We start from the raw sequence: 24,382 nt of genomic DNA, 5'->3' as shown, positions 1-24,382 counted from the left end.
ATCATCATAAGAACTGAAAAAAGAAGTCAACGCCCTAATAGAAATGGTTTCGGGCGTTGAGATGTAGACATAGTCCTGGGTTTTCAATTCAAAATTTAAGAAATAGAAAATTGCTATTCCAGAGATATTCCTTTCTTTTTCTGCTTGCTCATATAAGCTTTAGAAAAATTGATTGGAGGTAATAACAATGGTGCAAAGCCCGCTTTCATTGTTGTATCAGCAACTACTTGCCTTAAAAAGGGAAATAGTATTGCAGCCAGATTGATATTCGCCAATTTGTCAAGTTCCTCATCAGAAATTTGGAATTTTAATTCGAACACCCCTGTTAAAACTACTGTCAAAAAAAAGGGAGTATTAACGTTTTCGAATTTTATAGATAAATCGATGAAAAGTGTGCTGTCATTTTTTTTATATTTTACTGTGAAATCGGGAGCAATCTCTATTCCATTTGATACAGATTTGTTTTTAAATGCCTGATTCTGGGAATAATTTAATTTAGTTACCCTATAATTAATGAATTTAAAGTGATTCTCAATTGACATTATTCACCAACAATTTTAAGAAAAGGTTCATTGTTCTGACTATAATGGTAGACAAAGGTCTCTGAAAAATTAAAAGTACCATTATGTGCGCCTTGGTTCTTCTGGATTATTTCAATAACTTCCGGCTTTTCATTCACGATTCTTATTAAATTATCCATTGATTTGCTTTGTGTGACTACACATGATTCATATCGTGCAAAGCTTTTTTCACCGCCACCTAAAATTAAACCAAAATCTTTTTGGGTAAATCCCAAGGCTTTTCGAATGGTTTTAATTTCAGTAGAAGTCAACAATCCATCGACTTCTCTATGAAAATCTCTTAGAATCTTCTCTGCCTTTTTTAAAGTTTTTTGGTCGACAACGCTTTCATTACATTCTGAACATTCAAAAACAACGTAATTTTGTATTTCTTTAATTTGCCCTTTATATTCAAACGTTTCTGTTACGTTGTTTTCTTTTAATTTTCCAGATCCACATATTGGACATATATCATTGTGCTTAAACATTTTTCACCTCTCTATGGAGTTGTGCTTTTTATTTTCTCTTGAATTGGATAACAACTCCTTTACCATTAAATGATAGTTGTAATTTGATATATAATGTTATCGACCCTTCATTCGAATGGTAAACGTCTTGCCATAAACCAGGTTTTGATTCAGCCTCCATTGTCTTGTATAAATCTGACGGTCGAAGTTGCAAAACTCGGTTAACAATTTCTTCCTCACTGCTATAACCTAATGAAACAGCGTTTCGATAGCATTCCCGAGTAATAATTCTGCTTCCAGGTGTTTTTAATAAATCTTGTATTTCATATAAATCATACGTTGCGGTTCCAAATCTTGGCACAAAAGCTTCCCTAATTGAATATGTAATACTGTTCCATTGCAAAGTCAACACAAAGTATCATAATGATACTTTATTGATATTTATCAAAGCGATAACTAAACTGCATCGAGACTGTACTAAAAAAATATATTCAGAAACAATAGAATTGTTGTTTTTCCACTAAAAAATACGAAATAGTTCATTAATTGTTCAATGATGGTAACATGATCACAGGCCATGATTTCAAAACAGGGAGGACTGGTAGATTTATTGTTGGGGGTCAATTTCATAGCTCTGGTGGGCACTATAACGTGATAAGCTCGCTTTTGATAACCGGATTATTTTTTCAAATCCGGGAACCTTGTTCGGCAATCTTACTCTCAAAGCCCTGGAAAAAGATGATTATGTTTCTTCCATCCGGAACAAGCTTCTGGTCGAAGCCTTTTACCTGACCGGGGATATTGAAAAATACGGAACCGGGTTTATCCGTATCAGGAAAAAACTCAACGAATTAAAGACGGCGACCTGCAAAATCAGTGAGACCGGGGATTTTTTCAGGGTCGAATTATTGGATATACGGTCAGGCGACCTGGAAGGAATTTCCAAAACGCCGGGGAAAATGCCGGGGAAAACGCTGGTGCAGATACTGAAAATTTTATCCAGAGAACCACACCTGACGATTCCTGAAATTGCCAAAAAGATCCAAAAGTCCGACTCAGCCACTCAGAGGGCCATTCGAAAATTGCATGAAGCAGGGTTTATTGACCGGGTTGGATCTGCTAAAGCAGGGTATTGGAAAGTTCTGGTGAGTCAATCTGAAATTGATGGAAACAAATAAGGATCATGTTTAGCTGAGCTTAACAGACAGTGCATCTAAGTTTAACCTTTACGCCATTCTATCGGATTTTAATCTGGTTAAACCGGAAAAATCATGATCCCATCAAATTATTTGATGGAAGATCTCGCGATCTGTGCCTCGTCAAAGGAGGCCATATGGGTCATGATTTTACAGGCTGTCTCGGCCATGTCAATGGCAATTGCAGCTCCCGTGCCTTCTCCCAGACGCATGTTGAAATCAATCAGTGGGACAAGGTCCATTTGGGAGAGTGCCGCTTTCTGGGCCTGTTCCGCAGATTTGTGACCGGAGATGAGATACCCCCTGATGCTCGGGTTTATTGCATGGGCCACAAGTCCTGCCGCAGTTGAAATCACCCCGTCCAGAACCACTGCGGTTTTTTTGGAGGCGGCAGCCAGAATTGCCCCGGCAATGCCCGCGATTTCAAACCCGCCTATTTTTTGAAGGATCTCAAACCCGTTGGACGGATCAATGGTATGAAAGGCCAGGACCCGTTCAATGACCTCTGTTTTGTGGGCCAGCCCCTTGTCGTCAATGCCGGTTCCCCTTCCCGTGGCCTGGGCCGGTGAAAGTCCGGTGATGACACAAATGATGACGGAAGCAGCAGTGGTGTTGCCTATGCCCATTTCTCCGACGCCTACAATGTCAATGGGGTTTTGTTCATAGGCGTCAAGAAAGGTTGTCATGCCGTTTTCCAGGGCCTGGATCACCTGTTGGCGTGTCATGGCATTTTCAATGGCAAAGTTTTTTGTTCCGTTGGCCACTTTTTTAATGATCAGTCCGGGATGGGGGGTAAATTCACGGATGACGCCCATGTCAACCACTTTCATCTCTATGCCGTGGTGACGGCACAACACATTGATGGCGGCACCGCCGTTTAAAAAGTTGTCCACCATCTGGGCTGTTACCTCGGAAGGATAGGCGGATACGCCTTCCTCGCAAATCCCGTGGTCTCCGGCAAACACAAACAGATTTTTCTGCCTGATTTCAGGGTTCAGACTGTCCTGGATCAGGCTCATTTGGATTGCCAGATCTTCGATACGGCCCAGTGCGCCCAGGGGTTTTGTTTTTTCATCTATTTTGGTGGTGGCGGCTGCCAGCAGGTGGTTTGGCAGGGGGGTGATCTGTTCAATTACTTTTTTGCACAGGCTTTGGGGTGCAAGCTCATTGAGCCTTAAGTCCGGGGTATGGCTTTTTTGCGGGGTTTCAATGGTTGGCGAGTTTGATGCAAGGCTGAAATCAAGGATATATTTCAAGTGTTTTCCAGACAGCACCTCTGCCATGAGATCCGGCGCTTTTTGCGGGGCAACAATGGCTTCTATCAGCAGATTCAGCTCTTTTTCATGGGCCTGCATGAACGGCACCGCCTTTTTCATGTGAGTCCGTGTCATGCCGTAGACACCTGACATTACGGCTTCCTTGTAGTGAATCAGGTTGAGCAGGTTGGTTTCAATGTGTTGGTTCTTTGAAATCCCGCTGAAAAAGCAAATCTGTCCGGCTTTGCCCACCTTGGCAATGCCTTGGCAAAAGGCAATAAAATCCCCGCAGGTATTGATCACCAGTTCAAATTCGCTCTCATGGGTGTCTTTGTTGCAGGCAATACCGGTGGCTGCAACAAAGGGTGCAATATGGTGTATTTTTGTTTCATTTTTTTCAAGGACTTGGGGTACAAGCCCCAGGTGCCGGGCATAAAGCGCCGTGATCAGCCCCATGGTGCCGGACCCGTAGATCAGTATTCTGTCATTTTGCCTGACGGATAATTTTTCAAAGGCATTGATCACGCACCCGACCGGCTCTGCAAAACAGGCCGCATGGGAGGCCAGATCATCGGGGATGGGAATCAGGCTGTCTTTTGGCAGGACGGCATGGTCGGCAAATCCGCCGTCCGTATGGAACCCGGTGATTTTCATCTCCTGGCACAGGTTTTCCCGACCGGTTTGACAGAAGGCGCAGGTGCCGCAGCTTTTCCCTGGCCAGACAACAAAGCGTTGGCCGGTCTGATCCGTGACCACGATTTCATGGCCCAGAACCCTTGGCAGAACAAGATCCCTGTGGCCCTGTTCCCACATTTTAGCATCGGTGCGGCAGATGGCGCAGCAAAGGACGCGGGTTCGGGCATACCCTTTTTCAGGGGTGACTGTCTGTTGTTCGGCAGGGTCGATTTCAAGTTTGCCAAGGCCGGTTAACACCATTTTCATGTTATAACTCCTCTTCCGTCAGAACGAGTTTTTTTATGCAGACATTGTTAAATCCGTTTTCTTTGAGACAGAATTCATGCTGCCGGACCAGTTTCATTTGCTTAAAAGGAAAGACGCTGGCTTTTTCGAGTTTTACCAGCCGGTAATCGTCATCCTTGAACCGGATATAGCTTTTACCGGATTTGATAATCAAAAGTTCCATTTTATTATTCCCTTTTTATTGCGTCCGTTTTATTGCATTAGGCGGTGAAGTTTTTTTAGTCCTTTTTCAGGATCTGTATTTTGAGCTTTTACCCAGTTTTCAAGGGTTTCAAATGCTGTGCCTGCTTCCAGAAGTTTTGTTGCCTGTTGGATTCCGTCTTCCACATCTTTGGCTTTTCCTGCAGCAAGGAAAATCAGGCCTGCATTGAGCAGTGCCGCGTCTTTTCTGGCACTGTTTTCCTGGTTGTTGATCAGGGCGGCAAAACGTTTTGATTCGGTTTCAATGTCTTGTTCAGGCGACAGGTCTGTATGGTTTTTCACGGCAAGGCCCAGCTTTTTCGGGTCAATGGTAAACTCGTTTGTTTTTTTATTTTCCTGGATTTGCGCGCAATGGGTTATTCCGCAGACCGAGGCTTCATCCATTCCCTTGTCTGAGTCTTCAATGGAACCGTGCAGAACAATGGCATTTTGATAGCCTATTTCCTGCATGACATCTGCCACAGGCCGGATCATTTCCCTTGAATATACGCCCCTTACCCCGATGGACGGCAGGGCCGGGTTGGCCAGGGATGCGGCAATGTTAAGGGTGGACCCGAAATAGATTTGAGACAGGATGCGGCCCAATGCCATGGGGTGAATATGGGGGCTCATGCCGTTAAACAGGCCAAGACCTGCGGTTTCAATGCTTTTGGCAACAATATCAGCCGTGCATTCCACATCAACACCCAGGGCCTCTGCCATGTCAACGGTTCCGCACACTGATGTGATGGCCCTGGCACCGTGCCTTGCCATGGGGATGCCGCCTGAAGCCGCAATAATGGAGGCGGCAGTGCTGATATTGAATGTTTTAAAGGTGTCCATTCCAGTGCCGCTGTTGTCAACGGTTTTGATCTCATGGTTTAATTTTACTTTGGTTGTGTCAAGATCATAAATGGCCTCCCAGGAACCTGCCACTTCTTCTTTGGTTTCGCCTTTGGCGGTCAACGCTGCCAGGAAAGCACCCTGGTGCATGTCGGTGACTGTATTGTTTAAAACACAAACAAATGCTTGTTTTGCCTCATTTCGGGTGAGATTTTCTTTTTGGATAAGGCGGGTGATAATTGTTCCGAATTCCCTGTTAATTGTCTGGGACATAATAGATCTCCTGAATAATCACTGATTAATAATCATAATTTTATTCAAAAGGATCTTGTTCCAGCAAAGAATCCTGTAAATCAGCATTAAGGCAGGCTTTCCGACTTACGGATCATCCTAATCACTGCGTCTTCCCCTTTTAAACAGAGTGACATATTGCAGTTTTTGTCCCCGATCACGGCAACGGCTGGCATGTGACGGATTTGCACCGTCTTTCCTTTTAACCTTGGGAAGGCCATATCGGCAATCCCGGCACCTTGATACCTTAAAAAAGGTTATACCTTTCCGGGCGTTATTTTGTCAATCCATAATCCTCCTGCTGCAGCAATCTGCTCCAACTACAGCAACCTTCTTTTTTTATCGCCTTTTGTCTTTGGCAATCGCATTGTGAAATGCCGCTGCGATTGCTTTTTTGTAAAGATTGTATTAAAATTACCGAATTATTATATTGCCATGGCCGTTTATATGAAGGTCTTAAAAAAAATCATACAAAGACTTTCAATTTTTGTTGTGGGCAAACCAAGGTGACCAGATTGTACTATAAAAAGGTCAAGTTTGCCCGTGGCAGTTATATGAAAAAAAATAACCTGTGAGGATGTAGTTGGAACCGATGGATCATGAACTGCACAAGCTTCAAATAGCATGTGCTTATCTTTTTTCTCCCATTCATGCCAGGGATCATTCTTTTATTGTAAGCCTCGACCGCAACATGATTAAAAAAGCATTCAGGGAAAAAGCAAAGCTGTACCATCCGGATCTTCATGGCAATGAAACAGAAGCAATGATTTTGAAAAGAAAAGAACGTTTCATCAAAATAAAAAAATCTTATGAGTATCTGTCGCAAAGAGTCCATGATTACAGGCCTACGGATGTAAAACAGCCGGAGAATAAACCTCAAAAGCGACCGGTTGTTATTGCTGTAGGCGGAGCAAAGGGCGGTATAGGAAAAAGCTTGGTCACAGCCAATCTGAGCGTTTCCCTGTCCAACAAAGGACTGAAAACAGTTGCCGTGGATCTCGATCTGGGAGGGGCTAATCTGCACCTGTATCTTGGCAAGACCCGTATAAAAAAGAATATCAATGATTTTTTTGATAAAAAAGAGCTTGGCATCTCAGATATCATGGAAAAAACTGATTTCGGCCCTTACCTGATCGGCGGCGACAGCGGCAGGCTGGGAGCCGGTAATATTCCGTTTGCCCGAAAACTCAAATTGTTGAAAGCGATAAAAACAATTGATGCCGATTGTGTTGTCATTGATTTGGGAGGTGATACCTCCTATAACATGCTTGATTTTTTTCTTGCAGCAGATCAGGGTGTTGTGATGACAACATGCGATCCTGCCTCATATCTGGACGCCTATACATTCATCAAAGTGGCTTTATATCGAAAATTGAATCGTTTGTTTGGGCCAGAGTCGGATTATTCAGGAGAAACAACCGGTGTTTTAAAAAATCTTATCCAGGACATGACCCTGCCTCAAAATGGGCGGGGGGTATCAGACATGAATGTTTTCAGGGCAAAAATCAAACAGGAATGTCCGTCAGGACTGGGTATTGTTAATCAGGCCATCTCAGGTTTTTTCCCCCACATCATTGTAAACAAGACAAATGATGCAAATGCCGCCATTGAACCTGTAAAAAGGATTCAACAGGTGGCAAAGCAGAACCTCACCATTGATATAAACCATCTTTGCAACCTGCCGTTTATGACCGACATTGAGAAAAGCGCCAGAACTCTTGTCCCATGGGTTTCCACAGACAGTAACGGCAGTTTTGCCATTTTGCTGGACGGACTATCAAAGACTCTCCTGAGCAATATCATTCTTTAAGATATATATAAAGCATATCTTCTTTTCCAAGCTACTGAACTTGATTGCAGAAGCTGCTGCCATATTTGAGTTAAGGTGCTTGATTTTTTTATTTTTTGCAACTTCAAATAAATTCATAACCATTCCCAATAAATTCTTTTTCTAATTGCAATTGGCTTAAACTCTTTTTAAGATGTTTTTGGTTATTATAAGTCTCTTTAAGCCGCAATATTTTTAATATTGGTGAATATATTGACAAATACAAACCAATAATATAACTATTAGGCTATTTTTAGCTGTGAGGACGGGAGGCTGAAATTTCCTTGAATACAAACAAGATAAAGGAATAATAAAATGAAAATTTCAAAAAAAATAAAATTGGGATTCTTATTGATTTTATTTGTTTTAATTCTGGCTGGAATCTGCCAAGCAGATACCTGCAAAGCAACCTATGGAAATGGAACTCTTTCAGTTAAATTGGCTACCGGCAGTCCTGGTGAACTGGGTTTGCTAAAAGAGCTTGCCAAAGTGTTTAACAGAGAACACAACACATCCATGTGCTGGATAAAGGCAGGGTCGGGTAAATCTTTAGAGCTTCTCAAAAATAAAAAAGTGGATATTGCTATGGTTCATGCGCCAGCTGCTGAAAAACAGGCTGTTAAAGATGGCTGGGCCATTAAAAGAGTTCTTATCGGATCTAATGAGTTTTATATAGTTGGTCCCAAAAGTGATCCGGCAGGCATTGCATATGCAAAAAGTGCTGCTGATGCCTATGCCAGGATTGCAAAAAGCCAATCAAACTTTCTTTCGCGAGGTGATAATTCCGGGACCAACAAAAAGGAACTTGCCATCTGGAAAAAAGCCTGCATTGATCCTGAAGGGGACTGGTATGAAGGCAATTGGTATATTATCACAAAAACATTTATGATGGCCACTTTGAAAAAAGCGGATCAGATAAACGGGTATTTTATGACAGATTCATCAACCTGGGTGGCTGGTAAAAAAGATATTAAAAATTTGAAAGTTTTGTTTAAAGGAGATCCTGTTTTAATCAATACTTACCATGGCCTTTGCCAGCCCGTCGGGAATGGCAAGTCTCAAGAATTTGCTTCAAAATTTATTGATTTTCTTGCGTCAAAACAAGGTCAGAAAATTATTGGTGAATACGGGAAAGGCTTATATGGTGAAGCTATGTACAATGATGCAGAATATGCCAAACAATACAACCATTAAAAGGAGACTTATAGTGAGTAAACTCAGAAAATTTCCGGACAATGTGATACCGGTTGATTTTAATAGAAAAAGCACGGTTCTGCCGGACAGGAAAACATTGTCTTCAAATCCATTTGCCATGTTTGTGGATGAAAATTCTTTAAATCCCGATGAATTCAGCAAAGCACTTTTAGCATCTGTTAAAACGCATGATGATTTGGTTTTTGAAATTGAAAAATAGAATCAAAACAGATAAATCTCATAGCGCTTAACCTTGATTTTTATACAGCAATCTTCCTTTTAAATGGGGCAGTCCCTGGTGTTTGTCTCTGAGTTCAAAATGAACAATAGGCGGATGGCCTTGTGTATGGTTTTGGCGGTCATACCCCAGAATAGTTGTTGCGGGCAGGAAAATCGGCAGTTTGAAAGCCGCTTCAATCATGGCGGCATCCTGAATGCCAAATTCCCTGTCAAGGCTTGCTGTAACCCTTGCTAAGCTCCACATGCCATGGGCAATGGCTCTTTTGAATCCAAAAAGTTTTGCAGGTAACGTGTGGAGGTGATGGGGATTGTAATCCCCTGAGACGGCTGCATATTTTCTGCCGGTTTCTGATGGCACAAAAATGGTCTCTTTTTTGGCTAAAAAGATGTCACTTTTTTTCTTTGATGGTTTTTTCTTGTTTACACGGTTTTTGGTTAAAAAAGTTGAGACACCCTGCCATACAAGAGTTTTGCCTGACATCACTTCCAGAGTAAAATCGGTTTCAATGCCTTTTGGAGTTTTTCTAACACCTGAAAGGATGCAGGCAAGATCAAGAATTTCATTGGTTGTCACAGCTCTTTTTTGTTCAAAAGACTGAAAAATATGGATCAGCCCCAATGGATTAACCGGAAAAAAACAAGAGGTGATAAACCGGCCTATAAGCCCGATAAAAAGTGTCTGAAAATAGGATATGGGTATGATATCAATCCTGTTGTCCTCTGAAAATGCACAGACGTTTCGATACTGTTTGATTCGCTGCTTATCAGGTAAATAATTTTTCAGGATCATCCGGGTGGTTTTCATAATCGCATTATCTGCAATCGTATTGGTGCGAAAAGGAGAAATCAACACGGCCTTGAGAAAAATAAAACCCATTTGGCTTTTAAAGGAAGGGTTCTTTTTTATCTCAAAAATGGTTTCAGACCCGGTCAGTGGAATGTCTATAATTGGCGGATTATTTTTCATAGGGTTTTTAATTTATCCTTGCTCAGGGGGAAGTCAATAATGACTTTCATGTTTTGTTGTGTGCAAACCAATGTGACCTGATTATAGCATAAAATGGCCATATCTGACCGTTGCTGTTTAATAAAAAAGTGTTATTTGATCATGAAAAGTGTTATTTTAATTAAAGATTAATTTGGTTTTTAAATCAAAAAAAGCCTTAATCCAGCGAAAAAAATATTTATAGTCTGACAAACCGATCCTCTATGAAATGAAATTTATTACCATTGTATCTTGTACTGCTCTTACGACCGGGATGCAAACGATAAAGATCCAAACAGTGACTTTCAACCTTTGTTGTTGGCAAATCAAGGTGGCACAAGCCTATGCCCGAAAGTTGAATTTAACACTTATTTTAACAGGAGGCGGAAAATGGATTCAATACTTGATATTGTAATGGCAAGAGATCCATTTGAAAAAGAGTTCCATCAGGCGGTCACAGAAGTGATTGAGTCGGTAAAGCCGGTTCTGGACAGGAATCCCGAATACCGTCATGCAGGTATTATGGAAAGACTCATTGAGCCGGAACGTGTGGTTCAGTTCAGGGTTCCCTGGATGGATGACCAGGGGCAGGTTCGAGTCAACCGAGGCTTCAGAGTCCAGATGAACAGCGCCATAGGGCCTTACAAGGGAGGAATGCGTTTCCATCCTTCTGTAAATCTTTCCATTATGAAATTTCTTGCATTTGAACAAGTCTTTAAAAATGCATTGACCACTTTGCCCATAGGAGGTGGAAAAGGAGGATCGGATTTTGATCCCAAAGGCAAATCAGACAATGAAGTCATGCGCTTCTGCCAGAGTTTCATGTGCGAACTGTTTCGTTATTTAGGCCCTTATACGGATGTCCCGGCAGGGGACATTGGTGTTGGCGGAAGAGAGATCGGATACCTTTTCGGGATGTATAAAAAATTGAAAAATGAATTCTCCGGTGTTCTGACCGGCAAAAGTCTTAACTGGGGCGGAAGCCTTATCAGGCCGGAAGCAACCGGTTATGGTTCGGTGTTTTTTGCCGATGAAATGCTGAGTACCCGTAAACAAAGCCTTAAGGACAAGGTTTGTCTTGTTTCAGGCTCCGGCAATGTTGCCCAGTATACCATTGAAAAACTGAACCATCTGGGGGCAAAGGTGCTAACGCTTTCAGATTCTTCCGGATATGTTTATGATGAAAAAGGGATTGATGACGCCAAACTTCAATATATCATGTACCTGAAAAACGTCAAACGCGGAAGGATCAAGGAGTATGCCGAAAAATATCCCAAAGCGGTCTATACGGCTTTTGATGCGGGGACTGACCACAACCCGTTATGGAATCACAAGGCTGACTGTGTGTTTCCCAGTGCCACTCAAAATGAAATCAATGCAAAAGATGCCCAGAATCTGGTGAACAATGGTGTCTATATGGTCAGTGAAGGGGCGAACATGCCCACCATGCCGGACGGGATTGATATATTTCTTGACAATAAAATACTCTATGCACCCGGCAAGGCAGCCAATGCCGGCGGTGTCGCCGTATCCGGGCTTGAAATGTCCCAGAATTCAATGAGAATCAGGTGGTCCAGGCAGGAAGTGGAATCCCGGCTTAAATCCATCATGCAAAGCATTCATGCATCATGTCTTTTGGCTTCGGAAGAATATGGAACTCCCGGCAACTATGTTAATGGTGCCAATATTGCCGGATTTATTAAAGTCGCGGATTCAATGATGGATCAGGGGATTGTTTGATCTGTCATGATTGTTTGTCTGGATAAACTAAGGATTCTGAATTTTATAGTTTGAATGAAATCGTTTGTTTTTTGTTTTATATTTTGCAGTGCATCAAAGGCTGAATACTTTGAGTATTTAACCTTTGATGCGTCTTTGTAGATGCACCTTTGTTGATGCATCAATTCTATCCTTGCTAATTATGTTTTGTCAGGGAAGTGCCGGATCATCATCCACAACGGGGTTCAGGACAGGATCTGCACCGGCATAGGCAGATCCTTCGCCCATACTCCATTCAAACCAGGAACTGTCAAAATTGCTGATTTCCGGGTATCCCATCAGGTAACCGTAGAACCAGGCAAGGCTTGAGCGCCAGGCTGTACCGCAATAAAAACTCAAATGATTGTCCGACGTGATCCCATTAGAATCCCAGAACTCTTTTATTTCATCAAATGATCTCAGGCTGCCGTCTGCTGCATCTGTATAGTCTTCCATGGTCCAGGGACTGGTTCCGGCAAGACCCCACACAGCGTCTGGAATTCTTCCGTCTGTGGGAATATACCCGTAGGGGGCGCTTTTGCCATCGTATTCATCTTTGGAGCGGATATCAACGATCACGGCATTGGTTTGGATACCGTTCACCACATCCCGCACATAGGGAATATCAACCTTGTATTCAGGATGAAGGGCTGTTGTCCTGCCGGGATTGTCCGGGTCGAATTCAGATACGGGCTTACGTTCAACTGCTGTTGTTTCCAGTTGATATCCAGCATATGTCCATGCATTTTTTCCGCCGTTAAAAAGACGCACATCTTCTACACCTGCATATAACAGGGTCCATAAAAGCCTTGCGGCAGCGGTTATGTCATCGCCGTAGATCACAACCTTTGAATTTTTGTTTATGCCCATATATGCAATGCCGGGAAGCAAATATTGGTCTGGATAGATATTCCACCAGTTGCGCGGCAGGCTGTCATCCGGGGCCAAATCTTTGGCAAGGTCTTCATCTTCACTGGTACTGCGGTCCCAGCAGGGAGGGTCTCCAGCATCCACGGGCCAGCTGTCCCTGGCGTTGAAACAATCGTATTCTATTTCATCGGTGTTAACCCAGATCGCCCCTGGAATATGTCCGCTGTTGTAGTTATCACCAGCCGCTCCCCATCCTGTTTCGACAATGACGATATCAGGATTTGTTTTTATCTCGCTGTCAAGCCAGTCCGGATACACAAGTTTTTGATAATTTTCCAATTTTACCATTGGGTAGTCATCTGCATTTTCAGCTGCCCAGTCCCATATGGATGCATCGTAATTTGAAACACGGCTGTAGCCCATCAGCCGGCCAAGAAAGTAGAAAAAGCCGCTGCGGATTCCCGCTGTGCAATAGGCAACAATTTCTTTTTCTTCAGTGATTCCTCGGGATTCTAAAAGAGTGGTAAGGTCGGCATGGCTTAGGATGGAATGATCCTCGTTGAAATACCATTCATAGGGAAGCTGTATAGCCCCAGGAATATGTCCGCCCCGGGCTTCACCGTAAAGAGTCCAGCCGTTGTACTCTTCGTCGGTGCGGGTATCTACTGTTACAAAATCAGCTTCACCCATCCTGGTTATGATATTCTCTTTATCCTTGCTGATGGATGAATTTATCTGTGCTGTGAAAACAGCCGGAGAAAGTGAAACAGTTGATTCCTGTACAGGTAGGCCGTCTGCATCCCATTTGTCCCAGCCGCCGTTTAGAATTTTAACATTTGTGCATCCCAGATATTCCAGCATCCAGAAGATGCGGCCGGATGATCCCCATGAGGTTAGGGTGTCATCATAGATCACAATGGCGGTATCCCTTGTCAGGCCCAGTGCCCCCAGATCGGCTTCAAGATCGTCAACAGGTTTTAGTGTTGCTTTTTCAGGCGGATCATTCCACAGAACAAAATCTTCCCATACAGCGTTAATGGAACCGGGTATGTGTCCCAGGTTATATTCCTCGGCTGAGCGGGTGTCAATTATTACGGGGTTGGTATTGGCAGATGATTTGCCGGTATCTTGTGCGCCGTTGTCCAGAAGAAACTGGGCGGAAGCCAGCAGGTGGGCGTTGGGGAATAAGGTGGAGTCCCCGGTGAGTGCGTCGCTTGGGGCGGCTTTGGAGGTGCTGCTGGAACTGTTGCATCCTATTGGAAGGCAAGTCAGGGCAATAAGAAACATCCCTGTAACAACGGTAAAAAAGACGGCAAGGTGTCTCTTCATGGTACTATACTCCTTTTCTTTCATTTGATAGCTTTTAAAAAAAATGAAAGGAATATGGCATGGGGTAAAGTAAAATACCAATTGATAATCATGATGTATCACAGGGTTTTAATAGGTCATGCCAATACCCTTTGATAAGGTTGTAAAGATCCACAACAATTACCAGAAAAAATCCCATGGGAAAAAGGCTGATAAAAGGCAGGGCAACCCATGTTCCCTGTTGCCAGGTAAGGGTAAGGGGAAGCAATGAGTAGAGCATGAACGGTACGTTGACCAGCAGGGCCCAGATATCATTGGCGCAGGAATGGAATAAATCTTGAGCAGATCCTCTTGTATGGGACAGTCCAAGTTTTGGAGTGCGAATAAATTCACCTCCTTTTTGGAAAATGCCCTGGAACACGCAGCGTGAAAAACAGGGAGAAAGGCCGATGCTCAAAAGAGGCAGAATGCCGATGATCCAGGCAAAACGCCGGTGACCGGTCATCAGCGAATGCATAAGGTAATAGCAGATGATGGCCCCTGAGGAGAACATGAACAGGGGCAGGTCAAACCACAGGATCTGGTATATGCCGATGTTGATGCGGTGGATGATTACCGGGTAAAGGGTCAGTGTCACCACCAGGGCGAACAACCAGCAGAGATTGGCCATGAGATGGGCCATTCCCTCCAGTTTGATTTTCAGGGAAAGAGGAGAACAAAGCAGTGAAGGAATAATTTTGATTGCCGTCTGGACAGCACCCTTTGTCCATCGTTCCTGCTGTGCCCGGAAGTGGGAAAGGGTTGTGGGAAGTTCCGACAGGACTGAAACATGATCCAGGTAAAGAAAGCGCCATCCTTTTATCTGGGCGCGGTAACTCAGGTCAAGATCTTCGGTGACCGTATCATCTTGCCATCCGCCGGAAGTTTCAATGGCCTGTTTGCGCCATACGCCGGCAGTGCCGTTAAAATTGAAGAACAAACCCCGGTCTGAGCGTATCTGGTGTTCGATACTGAAATGGGGGCTTAATAGCAGGGCCTGAAGACGTGTGAGCCATGATTGATTTGCATTAATAAATGTCCATCTTGCCTGGACCATACCTACATTTTTTTTGTTAAACCAGGGAATGGTTTTTTCCAGAAAATCGGGATCAGGCACGAAATCCGCATCAAACAATGCAATGAATTCCCCCTTGCAGAGCGCCATGCCGTTCCGGAGCGCTCCGGCCTTATAGCCGTCCCTGCCGGTCCGCCTTATTAGCTGAATGGGAACGCCTATATCAGCCCATTTGGCAACCCTTTTCAGGACAATTTCCCGAGTGACGTCAGTGGAGTCGTCCAGTATTTGTATGTCAAGCTTTTCCTGTGGCCAGTCAAGGCGAACAACAGCGTCAATGACACGTTCAGCCACAAGGGGTTCGTTATAGAGAGGCACCTGCACAGTCACCTTGGGGTGATCGTCCAGTGCGGGTGGCTTTGTTCCATGTAGCTTGTTTTTCCGGATCAATCGGATACTCAGCCAGCAGATAAGAAACCATATCCGATGAATACCGTACAGTGCAAGTCCTGCAATACCGGAAAAATGAAGCAAGGTCAGGATGTCTAAAAAATATTCCATCATGGACGGGTCTATATCATGCAGCAGATCTTAAAATCAATGCTGGCCTTCATTATAGCCTGTGTCAATAGCGTGTGTATTCCGGATCGGTATAATCAATTGGACACGTTGGAATGCCTCACTTATTTTCATAAACTTTAACAATCATTATGCTAAAACGAAAAAGAAGGATAAGATGATGAAAATTATTTTAAAAACGATGTCATGGATTCTGATTATGGTCGTGTTGTCAACAGGTTCCGTGTTTGCCGGGGCATGGACTGCCAAAAAGGGAGCTATTTATAACAAGCTAACATTCAATATATATGACGCTGAAAAAGCTTTTAATGACTCAGGAGATAAAAATGAGTTCCCGGCCAATGGTGATTTTTCCGATACCAATATTGCCTATTATGTGGAATACGGCATTACAGATAAAATCACCGTTCTGGGATCGGTCTCTTACAAATGGCTGAAATCTGAAGATGATACCATTATCAATAAAACCACAGGTTTTTCCGATCTGGATATGGGGTTAAAATATTGTCTTGTTTCGGGTGATTTTGGTGTGGTTTCTGCCCAGGCACTGGTTAAGATTCCCGAACTCTACGATGACGACGAGGCAGTGGCACTGGGCAACAGCCAGTATGATACGGAATTCAGGCTCCTGTATGGCAAATCACTTTACCCTTTTTTGCCCGGATATGTGAATATCGAGGCTGGATACCGTTTGCGTGCGGAAGAACCAGCGGATGAGTTCAGGTATCTTTTGGAACTGGGGATCGACATGACAAAGAAAATTTACGGCAGGGTAAAGCTTGACGGTATTCTGGGGATAAACAACGATGACCCCATTTTGGATTACAACGCAAATCCCACTGCCACATTGAATTATGATCTTGGAAAGCTTGACTTGGCCCTGGGGTTTAAACTGTCAGGCCCATGGAGTCTGGAGTTTGGATACCGTACCGATATCTATGGTAAGAATACAGCTGCCGGGGATAATGTCAGCTTTTCGTTTATTGCCGCATACTAAAACGGGCAACAATGCCCTGGATGGCTATGGCTGCTGCCGGGGCCGCAATGATAAGCAGGGGAGTCAGATCATCTTCGATCCACAGGCCCGTGGTATGCCGTACCATGAGGATGCGGTAGGATAGCAACACCGACCAGGATAAGATCAGCACGGCAGGAGTCTGGACAAAGGAGAGGCATGCTGCAGGGTAAAGGGCATACCAGGGGTAAACCGTTGGGGATAGCATTGGAAAGGCCGTTGAGACGACAGCCAGATAAGCAAAAATATTTTTTCTGGATGTATGAAAAAAAACGTGCCGGATAAAAAGCACACCGACAATTCCTGTAAACAGGGCTGCCACAATGCTCCGGGCAATGATTCCAGATCCGCTTAATTGGCGCAGACTTCTGAACACAAAGCCTGAAAATTCCCAGTGACGCAGGTATTGCCCCAGGGTTGCAATGCCGTTTGTCAGCTCCGGCCAGAACAGGGCGGTTAAAATTCCGGAGGTCAAGAGGGCTGATGCCAGGGCTGTTGCCCTCTTTTTGTTCGGCACCAGCAGCAGCCAGGCGGGAAGAATCATGAGGGGTATCCATTTGGTGAGGATGGCCAATGCCATGAACACGCCGGTGAATATCCCCGTCTTTGCCCGGCTGGTTAGCATGAGGGCAGCCGTAAAAAAAAAGACTGCAGCACCGTCAATATGGCCTGACCCTGCAATCTCCATTACGGGCAGGGGGTTCCATGCATAGAGGATTACCCGGCAGGCTGGTATATCCAATGAACGAACCAGGGTAATCATCATCATACAGGTGCATATATCCATGATGCAGAGGACCAGCTTCATACCGATAAGCGGGTCAATCAGGATTCCCATGGTGGCTCCGGCTGCAAACACGATCTGGGCTGCCGGGGGATAGAGAGTGATAAGGTGGCTGTGGTTGACCAGTTCGGGCAGATTCGCCATGTCAGGTGGCAGGAAATCAGCTGCCTCAGGAGCCATGGCATAGGGGCTGATTCCCCGGAGAATGGCTTGGCCGTCTACCAGGTAGCGGTACAGGTCGTCAGACAGCACAGGCGGTTCCCGGATAAAGATCAGCCGGATAAAAATAGCTATGCCGATGATGAGCGGAACAGACCATGAAAATGACCATTGGACGGCGAGATATTGTGTCAAGGCAAGGAGGATAACAATGATACCGCAAATAATTAATAGAAGAGGAATGGATCTGGAGAGGTCCGGTTCCATGGCAAGTCTTGTAAAAAGTAAAAATACGGCAACAGGGATCAGAACACTGATTGGTTTGCTAAGCCTGCGGAGGTTGCCGGCAATGGTTATAGTTCTCATGTTTGCTGCTGTTACCAGAGTGCCTCTTGTCTGTCAAGCATCTGACCTGGGACTTATCAATGCTTTGGAACTCAAACAAAATACTGCAGGTTGGATGATCCTTGACGGCCGCCCGGAAAATGCATGGAAAACCAATCATATTCCCGGTTCTTTTTCTTTTAGCTGGGAAACCCATACGCATACGGATGAAAACGGCATTCAATTCAGGATCTTGTCTCAGGACAGGCTGGCCGAAGCCCTTGGAAATTTAGGAATTAGCCGGGATACGCCGGTTGTGGTATATGGCGATGCCGACAAAAGTTGGGGCGGCGAGGGTTGGATATGCTGGATGCTTGGTTGGCTGGGCCATTCAGGCCCCATTCGGCTTTTGTCGGGAGGGGTTCAGGCATGGGAGCGCAACGGCTTTGTCTTGGAATCATACTCCCGCCATACACCGGCAGGTAAAAAGAAGAATGAAGCCGGCACAGTGTATGTTCCCATTTTGCATCACGAACTGAACATTTCTGCCAAAGCCCTTTTTAAGGAAAAAGAAAAAATTCAACTGGTGGATACTCGGTCAATCCGGGAATGGTTTTTCGGTCATCTTCCAGGTGCTGTGCATATACCGTGGAAAAAATTTATAAATGGTGTGGACCATACTCCCCTGGACAGGCTTGAAACCCTGCAGCTGCTGAAAAAACATGGTATTAATCCGGAAAAACCGGTTGTCTACTATTGCACCGGCGGCATTCGTTCCGCATATGCGTGGATGGTACATGAACTGTCCGAACTGCCCATGGCCCGGAATTTTGAAGGAGGCACTGAGGCATGGGACACTCTCATACCATGATTCCAGAGGAGGGGGCTCGTCCATGCCGCACCATCTCAGTTGTGATTCCGGCTCTTAATGAGGAGGCCTTCATTGGAAGCTGCGTGAAAATTGCGCTGCGCTCTCCCCATGTGATTGAAGCCATTGTGGTTGACGGCGGTTCCGTGGATCACACCCTGTCCAAAGCCCGGTCAGCCGGAGCCCGGACATTTTTGCACAACTTGCCTTATGGGGCCGGGGGCGGCCGGGGAGGGCAGATTCGAGTCGGTATTATGAAAGCACGGGGGGATGTGGTGGCAATAGTTCATGCCGATACCCGGGTGCCTTTGCCGGTATTTGGTTCAATATTGCGAATATTGAATGCCGAAAAACGTGCCATTGGCGGGGCAGTTGGCAGCAGATTCTCCACGGCTTCATCTTCTTGTGCCACCCGTATCCGCTGCAGGATCATTGAATACCTGAACCATGTACGTGTTCTTTTCACCGGGATTAGCTTTGGTGATCAGGTGCAGTTTTTTCGCCGGGGTCCGGTGGTTCGACTGGATCTTTTTCCCGCCATTGCATTGATGGAAGATGTGGAATTTTCCATCCGTCTTCGTTCTCTGGGGCGGCTGGTATATCTGAATAAAAGGGCAGAAGTTTCTGCCAGACGGTGGGAAAAAAAGGGCAGCGCAAACGCATTCCTGATCATAAGGCTGTTCTTTCACTACCTGGTGAAGAGGTTGGGTAAAAATCCTGATTCCGGCTTTTTTTTCGAGTCCTACTATGGAAAACCTCCACAAAATTGATAATTTGACCTTTGGGAAATGCTGCTTTTTAAATATGATTTTTTGGACAATTTTCACATGTCAGAAATATAGGGTTTGATCATCGCAAGTTCGTTGGGCCGGATAGACCGCCAGGATATGGAATAAAGTGTTTCAGGGACATTTTTTTGAACAGGGGTTAAAACAGCCACCCTGATTTTATCATCTATTTCAATCCAGAGGGTCTTGCTGATATTCAGATTATACTCTTTTGACAGCTTTTGGGCAAAATTATGGATATAGTTTTTTAATGATGTATTCATCATGCTCGGCTGGGTTTTGGCATTTTTCAAGATAACGGCAATGGGCACAAGGTAGCTGATGTTGTTTTTATCGGTTCCCAGTTTAACAATTTTAACATGGTATGATCCAGGCCACCATGAAACCGGCTTTTCACCTTTGGTTGTTTTTCCGTCCCATTCATAAATAAAATCATGCAGAATCATTTTTATTTCCTTTGTTAAAGATTTTTGATTGTCATTCGACAGGCATGGGCAAAATCCTCGGGATAACATCCGCTGATCCATCTTAACTGGGCTTCGGAAAAGGTATCGGGCGCATAGGGAAGTCTCGGGATAAAGGAATACAACATGTGTTGATCATGAATTTTTGAATCAAACCGTTTTGAAAATTCAATGGAGGTTACAAATTGTGCCCCAAGGGATTCAAGGGTTTTTACGGCGGTCAGGATGGCTTTGTCCAGAGAGTTTCTCATCTTGGTGTCTGCTTCAATAATATTACCGCAAGCGGTTTTGGGCATAAGCTGCAGTTCCCATTCACTTATCTGGGCCTTGGGCACAAATAAAATAACCTGGTCATCTTCCATCAGGACCAGGGAAGAGGGATTGCCTGTTTTGCCGTCCGTTCTTGTGTTGTGCTTAATTGCTTTTAAATAGGTTTTGAAAAATCCTTTGCCTGTTGCATCTTTGTACTGCCTTATAAAATCCTTGATAAGGTCACCGCAGGAAAAGGACGGTATTGTTTGACCTGAATCGGTTTGAACAAGTTTCGGGATCATGGCATTTTGCTGGTGTATCATCTGGTGGGAGGCATGCAGCCTGTGGCCGGACTGGGCATATCCGAATCCAAAGTTCCATCCCCACAGGGTATTGTCAAATTCCAGGCAAGGAGCCGGGGTCTGGTTGAGTTTTGCCTGCAGGGCCTTCCTGAGATCTTCAAGCCGGTTTTGAGTTAAGCATGCTTTTTTGTCGGGCAGACAAATGCCAAGCCCGGCAGCAACTCTTACAAAGGCGCGCTGGTAGTATAAATGACGAATGCCTTTCATGTCTTCATCGCAAAGATCCAATGCCCTGTACCGGATGGCGTCATTGGCCATGTTTGATGCAAAATGGCCCCAGGGAATATAGGAATTTCGTCTCAGGTATTCAAATACATGGGTTTTCCCGTCTTCAGACAGATATTCGCCTGTAATTTCATTGTTTCCCTGTACCCCAGGTTTCAGCACCAGGGCATTTTTATAGTCATCAGGAAGATACCGGTTGTTCACAAGCACTTCAAAAAGTTCATGGTCATGGATTTCCGGGATCCGCTTGTCGTTTTGATCCTTTGTATATCCGATCCCGGCAGGACTCTGATTATCAGGATCAAACAGGATACGACAGGATTTTTTTGCCAGAAGCATCAGTTCTTCGGGGTCTGTGGATGCCTGGGCCAGTGCAATGGTAAGCGGATGAGGCAGAATGTCCAGAAGGGCTTTTTTGTTTTTGATTCCCGTGGTTTTATTTGCCTGGAACTTTTCAAAGTTTTGAAGCAAAGAGCAGGGAGCCGGTTTTGAGATACCTATGGTCTCGGGGTGTTCAGCTTTTACATCGGCCCATGCAGAGTTGATATATGTGGTGCCCCTGAAGGGAAACGGGTTGGCAATTTCATAAATAATGTCTGCACAGGGTTCATAAAGATCCGCATCGGGGAAATTGACACGGTTGTCAACTATCGTGCCGTCTTCAAGCTGCCCGAGAGATGCAATATGGTCATGGTTTCTTAAGTTTTTCACTTCAAAATCAGGCTTGTGAATTCCTACGATAAACCGGGCGTCCTCTCCCACACAGGATCTTGGGGTTGTCATAATTCAGGCGCTCCCGATGGTATCAGGCAGACAAAGGTAAAGGTCTTGTCCGATGTGTTTTTGAACTGATGTTCTATGTTTGCCGGAATAAATATGGCCGATCCTTCTGACAAGGGATGCCAATGATCCTCTATAAGCACTTCTCCTGTGCCTGTGTGGACAAATACTTCATGTTCCCAATCATGGGTGTGCCTGGGGGTATACCCGTTTTTGCCCATTTCAAAAACTCTCATGCAAAAGTTTTTTGCTCCGTCTTGTTTTCCGATCATGACCCTGCCGGCAACGTTTTTAACCGTCTCATTGCACATGACAACCGGCAATACATCTTTATAATTGACCACTTTCATTTGTAATTCTCCCCATAGGTTTCTTGCTGCTGATCAAAAATATTGTTAAAAAGCTTTTTAAGCTCTCTTTTTTTAACTGCAGATCCGTTCTGCTGATCGCATATGACAAATCCCTTGTTTGCAAGGTGATTCAGATTTGAATACCATATCTATCTATATTTTATATGGTAATGTTTTGGACAAATCAATCAATTAATTTGTCTTTTAACGATAGGATGGTTAGCTGTAAAAAATGAAAAAGTAGGGTTTTTTTCTGATTTTAAGGTGACGGCTGGAGTGGAATGAGATATGTTTGCCTTTTCTTGATAATGGAATTTTAAAAAAATATTGAGGAAAATGGACTGTTAACAACTGGTTAGCATAAATATATTTAATAATAGTGAGTTGCAATATTGTGAAAATAAACAAAACTTTCGAATTATATAGATTTCAATTGCTTTCTAAGAGTCGCAATATACAATTAGACTTGTTTGAAAATATTGAAACTCTTATTAAAAATAAAAATAAATTTTTGGGAACAATTTTAGCTGATTTTCCTGAAATCAAACATAAAAAATTGTCTACAAGACAGAAAATTATATATGAAAAGCACGATTGGCATATTCTAAAAATTGGTGCTAAAAAAAAGATAGAAAACAATAAACCTGATTTTGACAAAGAAAGTTTGGATGATTGGCCTCATGTTACAGTTATTATAAATAATCATCCTGAAATTCAAACAATAGCCATATCTATAAACAGAAAGGCCTTTAGCAGTACTCAGGTAGTTGCTAATTTAATAAAGGATGCTATTCAGGATCAATTATATAAATACGATTTTGTTATGCATGTAGATGCAAAATTTCAAAAAAATAAATTTTGGGAACTAATCAATGAATACAAAGAGGAGATAATCGCTCTGAAATTTGAATTGATATCATCGGATATGACGGAAACATCAAAAATATTAAGCTTGGATTTGGGAAAAATTAATAAGCTTACAAATTCGCATAAAATAAATTTGGAACTCAATAGTTTCAATGGTAATGCTTTAGATATAAACCAGGAAAATGATAATATCAGAAGTCTTGTCGACTATGCAGCAGAAGGCGGTGGCGATATTTCTATTAAAATTTCGGGATTGCAAAGAAGAAAAAGGGCATCAAAATTTATAACATCTGTAAAATTTGATGAAACAAGTTTAGACAATCCCACAAATGAAATTCTCGAATCTTTAACAAAAATTCTAATATAAGGTTAAACAATACTGCTTTGTTTTTTGATTATAAAAATCGGGCATACTTTTCATAAAACAGATCAAAGAGTTTGCCGGCAGGGGATTATCCATTCTTGTCCTCCAGGGTTTCCAAAGCTTCCTTGGCAGCGTCAACCAAGTCTTGATGGTCCAGCGCGGCAAGTTTTTCTTTGATCCATTCTGTTGTTTTTTTGTCTCCGGTTTCTCCCAGGGCATAGAGAATATCTCCTTGTACGGAAATCTCTTTTTCATCAAACAGGCTGATCAGAACGGGGCACAGACGGGCAGCCAGTTTCGGGTCGGTTTCGGCAAGTTCCTCCACGATTACCATGGCCCCCAGCCTGACCGACCATGTGTCATGCAGCAAAAGCTTGATAAAGGCGTCAAAGATATTCTGCTTTTCAATCATCTGCCGGGCTATCCAGGATGCGTCTCCCTGTTCGAGAATGTTTTTCAGGGTTCCGGCACTTAAGTGTGACGGATCACGTCCCACTATCATGTTGACAATTTCATCTGCCGTAACATTTCCTGTCCATCTGAAATCATCATCAAGGATCAGGCAGGGTGCTGACATGACGCCGTCTTTTTGTGCGGTTTCACTAAACAAACTGCCGTCAATGATATGAAGATTTATGTTTTTGCAATTCAACGCAATGGGGATGACAGTTCTGACCACATTGGGACAATGGGGGCACTCAAGAGCAATATAAAGTGTTAACCGCACCGGGATGTCTATTTTATCAAGTGTGCTTTGAACATTCTCGGAAAGGTCGGATTGGGCCAGCATGGGTGGGGTGCCGTTGACCTGTGACAGGGCGTCAAGAAACGGGTCCAGTTCTTTTTTTAGGGGAAGGGCTGAATAGATGATGTTCTCTTTGAGCAAGAACCCCGGCAGGTCTTTTTCTCCTTTCTCAGATTCAATGACCAGCTTTGATGTGGCATCTGCCATCTGGCGGGTAAAATTTGCAAATTGAGAGTTCTCAGCGTGATCCGTGGCGATCAGTTTTATCTTGACCGGTTCTTTGATTGTTTGATCCCAGGTTTGGATCAAGGTTTTGGATGCTGTGTCAAATATGTTCATAGTAAGCCTTCCATTTGATTGTATAAGGTTAGATGTATATCTTGAATACGGTGCATTGCAATCCCTTTTATTTTTATTGCAGGGGTGACAGCTCTTCTTTAGCAGA

Annotated in this window: 23 protein-coding genes and 1 riboswitch; of the genes, 9 read left to right on the top strand and 14 right to left on the bottom strand. The window is 43.8% G+C overall.

The genetic code is table 11. The features are described from left to right. Positions 1 to 113 precede the first annotated feature (113 nt). From BLT94_RS04135 to BLT94_RS04125, 3 genes are read right to left on the bottom strand one after another with little or no spacing between them, the layout of a single operon-like run. Positions 114 to 542, bottom strand: coding sequence for a protein-export chaperone SecB (locus BLT94_RS04135; protein ID WP_092230754.1), 429 nt, complete (start codon positions 540 to 542; stop codon positions 114 to 116). Beyond that, a complete protein-coding gene (locus BLT94_RS04130) occupies positions 542 to 1,048 on the bottom strand; it encodes a type II toxin-antitoxin system MqsA family antitoxin (RefSeq protein ID WP_092230751.1) in 507 nt (168 codons plus the stop codon). Before BLT94_RS04130 ends, BLT94_RS04135 begins: the two co-directional genes overlap by 1 nt. 28 nt (positions 1,049 to 1,076) lie before the next feature. After that, positions 1,077 to 1,388, bottom strand: coding sequence for a type II toxin-antitoxin system MqsR family toxin (locus BLT94_RS04125; RefSeq protein ID WP_175530264.1), 312 nt, complete (start codon positions 1,386 to 1,388; stop codon positions 1,077 to 1,079). A 316-nt stretch (positions 1,389 to 1,704) separates the two neighbouring features. Here BLT94_RS04125 and BLT94_RS04120 point away from each other — a divergent pair, with 316 nt between their 5' ends. Further along, a complete protein-coding gene (locus BLT94_RS04120) occupies positions 1,705 to 2,205 on the top strand; it encodes an ATP-binding protein (protein ID WP_281243345.1) in 501 nt (166 codons plus the stop codon). A 107-nt stretch (positions 2,206 to 2,312) separates the two neighbouring features. Here BLT94_RS04120 and cobT read toward each other — a convergent pair whose 3' ends face one another. From cobT to trpD, 3 genes are read right to left on the bottom strand one after another with little or no spacing between them, the layout of a single operon-like run. Beyond that, positions 2,313 to 4,421 carry a nicotinate-nucleotide--dimethylbenzimidazole phosphoribosyltransferase gene (gene cobT, locus BLT94_RS04115; protein ID WP_092230742.1) on the bottom strand — a complete coding sequence of 703 codons (2,109 nt, stop codon included), beginning with the start codon at positions 4,419 to 4,421 and terminating at the stop codon, positions 2,313 to 2,315. Between the two features lies 1 nt (position 4,422). Then, positions 4,423 to 4,623 carry a hypothetical protein gene (locus BLT94_RS04110; protein ID WP_092230739.1) on the bottom strand — a complete coding sequence of 67 codons (201 nt, stop codon included), beginning with the start codon at positions 4,621 to 4,623 and terminating at the stop codon, positions 4,423 to 4,425. A 29-nt stretch (positions 4,624 to 4,652) separates the two neighbouring features. Beyond that, a complete protein-coding gene (gene trpD, locus BLT94_RS04105; protein ID WP_092230736.1) occupies positions 4,653 to 5,756 on the bottom strand; it encodes an anthranilate phosphoribosyltransferase in 1,104 nt (367 codons plus the stop codon). Positions 5,757 to 5,829: 73 nt separating this feature from the next. After that, positions 5,830 to 6,031: riboswitch (cobalamin riboswitch) on the bottom strand. 335 nt (positions 6,032 to 6,366) lie between these two features. On the opposite strand from trpD, the gene BLT94_RS04095 reads away from it, so the two are divergent. The 3 genes from BLT94_RS04095 to BLT94_RS04085 all read left to right on the top strand — a co-directional run bounded on the left by BLT94_RS04095 (position 6,367) and on the right by BLT94_RS04085 (position 9,016). Then, a complete protein-coding gene (locus BLT94_RS04095; protein ID WP_092230731.1) occupies positions 6,367 to 7,584 on the top strand; it encodes a nucleotide-binding protein in 1,218 nt (405 codons plus the stop codon). 333 nt (positions 7,585 to 7,917) lie between these two features. Beyond that, positions 7,918 to 8,796: a substrate-binding domain-containing protein gene (locus BLT94_RS04090; protein WP_092230728.1), complete on the top strand. Its 879-nt coding sequence runs from the start codon at positions 7,918 to 7,920 to the stop codon at positions 8,794 to 8,796. 13 nt (positions 8,797 to 8,809) lie between these two features. Then, positions 8,810 to 9,016, top strand: a complete 207-nt coding sequence (locus tag BLT94_RS04085) for a hypothetical protein (RefSeq protein ID WP_092230725.1) — start codon at positions 8,810 to 8,812, stop codon at positions 9,014 to 9,016. A gap of 27 nt (positions 9,017 to 9,043) precedes the next feature. Here BLT94_RS04085 and BLT94_RS04080 read toward each other — a convergent pair whose 3' ends face one another. Next, positions 9,044 to 10,003 (bottom strand): MaoC family dehydratase, encoded by a 960-nt coding sequence (locus BLT94_RS04080; RefSeq protein ID WP_092230722.1) that lies wholly within the window; start codon positions 10,001 to 10,003, stop codon positions 9,044 to 9,046. 408 nt (positions 10,004 to 10,411) lie between these two features. Here BLT94_RS04080 and gdhA point away from each other — a divergent pair, with 408 nt between their 5' ends. Continuing rightward, the gene (gdhA, locus tag BLT94_RS04075) at positions 10,412 to 11,761 is read left to right on the top strand and encodes an NADP-specific glutamate dehydrogenase (protein ID WP_092230719.1); all 1,350 of its coding nucleotides are present in this window, start codon (positions 10,412 to 10,414) and stop codon (positions 11,759 to 11,761) included. Between the two features lie 189 nt (positions 11,762 to 11,950). Here gdhA and BLT94_RS04070 read toward each other — a convergent pair whose 3' ends face one another. Both BLT94_RS04070 and BLT94_RS04065 read right to left on the bottom strand, forming a co-directional pair. Continuing rightward, positions 11,951 to 13,978, bottom strand: coding sequence for a sulfurtransferase (locus BLT94_RS04070; protein ID WP_175530263.1), 2,028 nt, complete (start codon positions 13,976 to 13,978; stop codon positions 11,951 to 11,953). An 88-nt stretch (positions 13,979 to 14,066) separates the two neighbouring features. After that, a complete protein-coding gene (locus BLT94_RS04065; RefSeq protein WP_092230713.1) occupies positions 14,067 to 15,575 on the bottom strand; it encodes a glycosyltransferase in 1,509 nt (502 codons plus the stop codon). Positions 15,576 to 15,747: 172 nt separating this feature from the next. On the opposite strand from BLT94_RS04065, the gene BLT94_RS04060 reads away from it, so the two are divergent. After that, positions 15,748 to 16,587 (top strand): hypothetical protein, encoded by an 840-nt coding sequence (locus BLT94_RS04060; RefSeq protein WP_092230709.1) that lies wholly within the window; start codon positions 15,748 to 15,750, stop codon positions 16,585 to 16,587. Here the strand turns inward: BLT94_RS04060 and BLT94_RS04055 are convergent. Beyond that, positions 16,571 to 17,914, bottom strand: coding sequence for a glycosyltransferase 87 family protein (locus tag BLT94_RS04055; RefSeq protein WP_175530262.1), 1,344 nt, complete (start codon positions 17,912 to 17,914; stop codon positions 16,571 to 16,573). The two genes, BLT94_RS04060 and BLT94_RS04055, sit on opposite strands and share 17 nt — an antisense overlap. On the opposite strand from BLT94_RS04055, the gene BLT94_RS04050 reads away from it, so the two are divergent. Next, positions 17,898 to 18,743: a sulfurtransferase gene (locus tag BLT94_RS04050; protein WP_175530261.1), complete on the top strand. Its 846-nt coding sequence runs from the start codon at positions 17,898 to 17,900 to the stop codon at positions 18,741 to 18,743. The genes BLT94_RS04055 and BLT94_RS04050 overlap by 17 nt on opposite strands. Next, entirely contained in the window at positions 18,722 to 19,510 is a 789-nt protein-coding gene (locus BLT94_RS04045; RefSeq protein WP_092230699.1) for a glycosyltransferase, read from the top strand. Before BLT94_RS04050 ends, BLT94_RS04045 begins: the two co-directional genes overlap by 22 nt. Positions 19,511 to 19,563: 53 nt before the next feature. Here the strand turns inward: BLT94_RS04045 and BLT94_RS04040 are convergent, their stop codons facing one another. Genes BLT94_RS04040 through BLT94_RS04030 form a run of 3 tightly spaced genes read right to left on the bottom strand, consistent with a single transcriptional unit; the run spans position 19,564 to position 21,961 of the window. After that, positions 19,564 to 19,974: a hypothetical protein gene (locus tag BLT94_RS04040; protein WP_092230696.1), complete on the bottom strand. Its 411-nt coding sequence runs from the start codon at positions 19,972 to 19,974 to the stop codon at positions 19,564 to 19,566. Positions 19,975 to 19,988: 14 nt separating this feature from the next. Further along, positions 19,989 to 21,614: a hypothetical protein gene (locus BLT94_RS04035; protein ID WP_092230687.1), complete on the bottom strand. Its 1,626-nt coding sequence runs from the start codon at positions 21,612 to 21,614 to the stop codon at positions 19,989 to 19,991. Further along, positions 21,611 to 21,961: a cupin domain-containing protein gene (locus tag BLT94_RS04030; RefSeq protein WP_092230684.1), complete on the bottom strand. Its 351-nt coding sequence runs from the start codon at positions 21,959 to 21,961 to the stop codon at positions 21,611 to 21,613. The genes BLT94_RS04035 and BLT94_RS04030 overlap by 4 nt, the downstream gene beginning before the upstream one ends. A gap of 394 nt (positions 21,962 to 22,355) precedes the next feature. Between BLT94_RS04030 and BLT94_RS04025 the strand changes: the two genes are divergently transcribed. Next, on the top strand, positions 22,356 to 23,195 hold the full coding sequence (locus BLT94_RS04025; protein ID WP_139168973.1) for a hypothetical protein: 840 nt from the start codon (positions 22,356 to 22,358) through the stop codon (positions 23,193 to 23,195). An 85-nt stretch (positions 23,196 to 23,280) separates the two neighbouring features. Here BLT94_RS04025 and BLT94_RS04020 read toward each other — a convergent pair whose 3' ends face one another. Further along, complete coding sequence (locus tag BLT94_RS04020) at positions 23,281 to 24,276, bottom strand: thioredoxin family protein (protein WP_175530260.1); 996 nt, start codon at positions 24,274 to 24,276, stop codon at positions 23,281 to 23,283. Positions 24,277 to 24,382 lie beyond the last annotated feature (106 nt).

This window comes from Desulfobacula phenolica (assembly GCF_900105645.1).
Classification (GTDB): domain Bacteria; phylum Desulfobacterota; class Desulfobacteria; order Desulfobacterales; family Desulfobacteraceae; genus Desulfobacula; species Desulfobacula toluolica.
Note: the sequence above shows the minus strand (reverse complement) of the source record. Positions and strands in the feature narration are given on the sequence as shown.